At 70.2% G+C, this 5,688-nt stretch carries 4 protein-coding genes; 1 reads left to right on the top strand and 3 read right to left on the bottom strand.

Annotated elements, in window-relative coordinates; genetic code table 11:
* Positions 1-2,433 (top strand): cyanophycin synthetase (gene cphA, locus H0W38_RS15535; RefSeq protein WP_292455676.1); only part of this gene is annotated, 2,433 nt, incomplete at its 5' end.
* 4 nt (positions 2,434-2,437) lie between these two features.
* Here the strand turns inward: cphA and H0W38_RS15530 are convergent.
* The 3 genes from H0W38_RS15530 to H0W38_RS15520 all read right to left on the bottom strand — a co-directional run bounded on the left by H0W38_RS15530 (position 2,438) and on the right by H0W38_RS15520 (position 5,594).
* Positions 2,438-4,330, bottom strand: coding sequence for a Mur ligase family protein (locus tag H0W38_RS15530; protein ID WP_292455673.1), 1,893 nt, complete (start codon positions 4,328-4,330; stop codon positions 2,438-2,440).
* Positions 4,327-4,938 (bottom strand): class I SAM-dependent methyltransferase, encoded by a 612-nt coding sequence (locus tag H0W38_RS15525; RefSeq protein WP_292455671.1) that lies wholly within the window; start codon positions 4,936-4,938, stop codon positions 4,327-4,329. Before H0W38_RS15525 ends, H0W38_RS15530 begins: the two co-directional genes overlap by 4 nt.
* A 140-nt stretch (positions 4,939-5,078) precedes the next feature.
* Positions 5,079-5,594: a DUF2243 domain-containing protein gene (locus tag H0W38_RS15520; RefSeq protein WP_292455668.1), complete on the bottom strand. Its 516-nt coding sequence runs from the start codon at positions 5,592-5,594 to the stop codon at positions 5,079-5,081.
* Between the last annotated feature and the right edge of the window lie 94 nt (positions 5,595-5,688).

Below are 5,688 nucleotides of genomic sequence, written 5' to 3'. Positions count from 1 at the left end.
GTGCGCGACCGGCCGCGCCACTACCGCGTCGTCGTTGCCTACCGCAGCGAGAGCGTGGCTCAGCGCGCCATCGAGGTCGCGCTCGCATTGGTCGAGCGGCTGGCCACCGGCGAAGCGTTCGCGCTCGAGCCGGTGCTGATCGAGCTGCGCTCGCTCGCCGCTCGCGCCGCGATCGGGCCCAGCACCCGTGCCATCGTCGACGCTGCCGAGCAACGCGGGATTCCCATCACACGGCTGACCGAATCGGCGAACCTGTTCCAGCTCGGCTGGGGCGCGCTGCAGCAGCGCGTGCAGGCGACGATAACCAGCCAGACGAACCACGTCGCAGTCAGCATCGCCAGCGACAAGGAGCTCACCAAGAAACTGCTCGCCGAGGCCGGCCTGCGGGTGCCACGCGGCCAGACGGTCAGCAGCATCGAAGCAGCTCACCAGGCGATGCGCCGCATCGGCACGCCCGTCGTGGTCAAGCCCCTCATAGGCAACCACGGCAAGGGCGTCAGCACCTCGGTGACGAACGACGCGCTGCTCGTGGCCGGCTTCGAGCGGGCCCAGAAGTTCGGCCGCCAGATCCTGATCGAGGAGACAATCCAGGGCGACGACTACCGCGTGCTGGTCATCGGCAAGAACCTGGTTGCGGCGTCGCATCGGGTGCCACCCGAGGTGACCGGCGACGGCACCAGCAGCGTGCGCGCGCTGGTCGAGGCAGTGAACCGCGACCCGAACCGCGGCGACGGCCACGAGAACATCCTGACCAAGATCCGCCTAGACCCGGCCGCCGCCGAAGAGCTGCAGCGCCATGGCCTCGACTTCGACGCGGTCCCGGCGGCAGGGCGCACCGTGCGCTTGCGCGGCAACGCCAACCTCTCGACTGGCGGCACCGCCGAGGATGTGACCGGCCGCGTCCACCCCGACACCGCCTGCGCCTGCGTGCGGGCGGCCCGCAAGATCGGCCTCGACGTCGCAGGCATCGACATCGTCTGTACGGACATCGCGGTGCCCCTCGAAGCCCAGCGCGGCGCCATCATCGAGGTCAACGCGGCGCCCGGCATCCGCATGCACGAGCACCCGAGTCACGGCGAGCGCCACTTCGTCGGCCGCGCCATCGTCGACTCGCTGTTTCCGAACGACGGCGACGGCCGCATCCCGGTCGTGGCGGTCACCGGCACCAACGGCAAGACGACGACCACGCTTGCCATCGCCCACGTCATGCAGCGCCTCGGCCGGGTCACCGGCGTGACCACCACCGAGGGCATCTTCATCGACGGCAATCCGGTTGTCCGGGGCGACTGCACCGGCTACTGGTCAGCACGCACTGTGCTCACCTCGCCGGAGACCGAGTTCGCCGTGCTCGAGACGGCGCGCGGGGGCATCCTCAAGCGCGGCTTGGCCTTCGACCGTTGCGACGTCGGCGTCGTCCTCAACATCGCCAGCGACCACCTCGGCCAGGACGGCGTCCACACCGTCGAGGACCTGGCCCGCGTTAAGGGCCTCATTGTTGAAGCGGCTCGCACCGCCGTCGTCCTCAATGCAGACGACGCCCATTGCGTCGCAATGGCGCGCCGGGCCCGGCGCGGCGTCGAGGTTGTGTACTTCACGTTGGATGCCAGCCAGCCGGTGTTCGCCCGCCACCTTGCGCGGGGCAGCCGCGGCATTCACCTGCAGGGCGGCATGCTGATGTGGGCCGAACGCGGCCACGACGTCCCGCTCGTCGCTGCCGCACGGCTGCCGTTCACGTTGCGCGGCAAAGCCCGCCACAACATCGCCAACGCCATGGCGGTGTTCGGCGCGCTGATGGCGCTGAAGGTGCCGCGCGAGCGCATCCTCGCCGGCCTGCTCAGCTTCAGCTCGAACGAGAGCCAGAACCCGCTGCGTCTGAACGTCTACCGCACCGCCGGCGTGACGCTTGTTGTCGACTACGCCCACAACGCCGCGGCGTATGCGGCGGTGATCGAGACCGGCCGCGGCCTGACCCGCGGCCGGCTGATCGGCGTCGTCGCCGCGCCCGGCGATCGCCAGGCCAGCGACCTCGCCGCCATCGGTCGCATCTGCGGTGCCGGCTTCGACCGCCTCGTCGTCTACGAGCAGGACCAGAAGCGCGGCGAGGTGGCCGGCACGACGGCGGCGGCGATCGCCGAAGGCGCCCGCGAAGCCAGGCGCATGTCGGCCGGGCCCGAAGCAATAGTGGCCGAAGACCGTGCCGAAGCCGTCGCGATCGTGCTCGACGTCCGCGCCGCGACCCGAGCAGCACTCGCGATCGCGGCGCCGGGCGACATGGTCATCGTCGGCTGCGCCAGCCACCTGTCCGACCTGCGCCAGGCGCTCGGCGAGCAGGCGGAGCTGTCGTCGATCGACGTCACCGCGATGGATACGCCGGTTGACGAGCCGGAGGCCGGCCCAGCGCCCAGCCGGTCCGAAATCGCGACGGCCGCCTGACGGCTCAGGCGGCGATCTCGGCCGCCAGCCGATCCGCCGCCGCGGGGTCGACGCGTCGGATGCCGTCAACCGCGTCGTCGAGCGTTCCGGCGCAGGTGAAGATGACGATGTCGTCGCGCCCGGCAAGGCCGAGGCCATGCGCGAAGGCATCGCGGATTGGCGGTATGCCGTGGAGCGGCTTGGCGCCGGCCGTGCTGCGGGCGCCGGCGAGGATGGCAGCCGCGGTTTCGCCGTTGCTCCGGCCGCGCGGATCCTGCTCGTAGACGACGAGCTCGTCGAATCCTTCACCGCACAGCGCGCCGACCTCGAACAGGTCGCCGGCGCGGCGGTCGCCCGGCGCGGTGACGACGCCGATCAGGCGCCCGCCACGCCCGCGGAGCATCGAGCGCGCCATCTCGCACAGCGCCCGGTATGCGGCCATGTTGTGGCCGTAGTCGACGACCACCGTCTTGCCGGCGATCGAATAGCAGTTGGAACGCAGCGGGTTGCTGCGTGCGTCGGAGACGAAGTCCGCCAAGGCTGAGCCGATCGCCGCCGGCTCGAGGTCAAGCGCCATCAGGGCGGCGGCGGCGGCCAGGGCGTTGGCGATGTTGTAGCGGGCATGGCCCTGCATCGCGATCGGCATGCGGGCGGCTTCGAGCAGGCGGTGCTCGTGGCCGCCGTTGGCCAGCATCAGCCAGCCGTCGTCGCCGAGCCAGGCGGCCGCGCCACCGCGCTCGCGGTGCTCGGTGACCCAGGCGTTGTTTGCATCCATCGCGAACCACGTTGGCACGCAGCCGGGCTGCAGCGTGTTTGCCATCGCAACGCAGGACGGATCCTCGGCATTCAGCACGGCGGCGCGCGCGGCGCAACGTGCGACTAGGCCCTTGACGACGGCGAGGTCGGCCAGCGTCTCGACACCATCGAGACCGAGGTGGTCGGCCGAGACGTTGAGGACGACGCCGACATCGCAGCGGTCGAAGGCCAAGCCGCGCTTGAGGATGCCCCCGCGCGCCGTCTCGAGCACCGCGGCGTCGACCCCATCGTCGGTGAGTACCCGGCGCGCCGACCAGTAGCCGGTGCAGTCGCCGCGCTCGATCACGCGCTCGCCGATGTAGACGGCCTGCGTCGTCGTCGTGCCGACCGTGGACCGGCCGGACTGAGCGGTGCGCAAGGCGTATGCAAGGAGCTGGGCGGTCGTCGTCTTTCCGTTGGTGCCGGTGATGGCGACGGTCGGAATGCGGCCGTTCGCGCCCTCGGGAAACAGGGTCTCGAGCTGGCTGCGTGCTCGGGCAACGGGCGACGAGCGGTCGCTCTTCGCGTCTGCCGACTGCGTGCCGTTACCGGCTTCGAAGCGGCGCTGGCGGCAGCCCCAGCCAAGCTGGAAGCGGCGCTCGGCGTCCTCGAGGCGAAGCACGGGAATGCCCCGCGCCGAGGCTATCTCGATAAGGGCCCGGCTGGCAGCGTCGATGGCCCGCGCCGCGACCAGCGAGCGCAGCGCGTCTAGGCGGGGCCCGAGATCGAAGTCGTCGTCGGCGGCCCAGGCCGACACCGCATGGATGGCCACCGCCATGGCCTGTTCGGCGACCGCCTCGTGTTCGTAGCCGCAGGCGATCCAGTGCTGGCCCGGCCGGCGCAGGACCGGGAGCGCGCGGCTGAAGGCGACGGGCGTGCCCGCTGTGCTCTGCAAGCCGCCGGCGACCGCGCCGACCACATCGGCGAGGCCGCGAGCCGGCCATGGCAAGGCGCCGTCAGGCCGGGCGAGCGCGGGCAGGGCGGCGAGCAGGCGCGCCTCGAAGCCGGGCAGCGCGCTCGGCGTGACGTCGGAGAGCGCCTCGAGGTCGACGATGCTCAGCACGCAAGGCTGCATCGAGTGCACGTTCGGGCCGCGCAGGAAGCGGCTGGAGACGATCTTCACGGTCGCCTTGCGGTGACGAGGACGGCAGCGATGCGATCGGCCTCGGCGTAGGCCGGCTCGAGCAGCTCTTCGCCGAAGACGTCGGGGTCGAGCTCGACTTCGATCGCTTCGAGGCGGTCTTCCTGCAGCTTCGGCATCACCGCGGCGCGGAAGCGGTGGACGCCATCGACGACGGCCGAGCCGGTGTAGAGCAGCAGCGCACCCCCGGGTGCTAAGACGATAGCAGGCCACGTCGGCGATAGCTTGGCCAGGCACTCGCCGAGGCCGCCGCCGCCGTGGCGGTAGACGCGCTTGCCGCGGTCGAGCAGGTACGGCGGGTTGCCGACGATGAGATCGAACCCGCCGTCAAGGGTCGAGAGCAGGTCGGAGCGGCGCTGCCTCACGCGGGTGGCGCCAGCCAGAGCCGCGTTGACGGCGGTAAGCCGCAAGGCCGCATCGTTGATGTCGACGGCGTGGACGTCGGCGTCGGGCCGCGCCAGCGCAATGACCACCGCGCCCCGGCCGGCGCCGCAGCAGATATCGACGGCGGCGGACTGTCCGGCCGCTGGCGAGATGGACGTCGATGGCGGCGGTGAAGCGATAGGTGTCCGGCCCGAAGAAGACGGCATCGTCCTGGTTCGTCGGATAGGCAGAGTGAAAGTACAGCCAGTTAACGTCGAGGCGCGTGCGCTGTTGCGCCAGCCGCTGCCATGCGGCACGAGCACACCGGCCGCCCAGCCGGCTCTGGCTCGGGCTGCTTCGATACTCGTCATGCCGCCCCGCGGATTCCCTCTGATGACCTGTGGGCGGTCTCGCGCTTGCCCGCGCGTAGTAGAAGCCATCCGCTCATCAGCATCGCAGCGCCCCACGCCAGAAATCCAAGGTCCCAGTAGATCCACTGGTTTGGCGGGACGGTTTCGTTGACGTGGTGGATCCCGAGCAGGTGGTGGTTCACGATCCCCTCGACAACATTGAAGATGCCGAATCCCATCAGCATCGAACCTACCAGCATCTTCCCGGACCACCACCGGTGGCGCCGGTGGGCGGCGAGCCACAGCAGCAGCAGCCCGACCCCGACAAAGACGTAGGCCGAAGCGTGGAAAATGCCGTCCCACAAGGTGTTGACCTTCAGGTTGTGCACGCTGTCCGGCGGGTACCCTGCGCTGGTCAGCATGTGGTGCCACTGTAGGATCTGGTGCAACACGATGCCGTCGAAAAATCCGCCTAGGCCCAGACCGAACCATATGCCGGCCGCAGTAGGAAACCCAGAGTTCACGTCGTTCATGTTCGCGCTCTTGCCCGTGAGGTTAGTCGCACCGATGCCTGGCGTTTGGCTCTGCCGGACGAGGAATCCGCGTCAGCGTGAGCAGCAGCCTTGG

The organism is Methylibium sp. (assembly GCF_013817365.1).
GTDB lineage: Bacteria > Pseudomonadota > Gammaproteobacteria > Burkholderiales > Burkholderiaceae_C > Methylibium.
The sequence above is the reverse complement of the archived record's forward strand: the minus strand, read 5'-3'. Positions and strand labels throughout refer to the sequence as shown.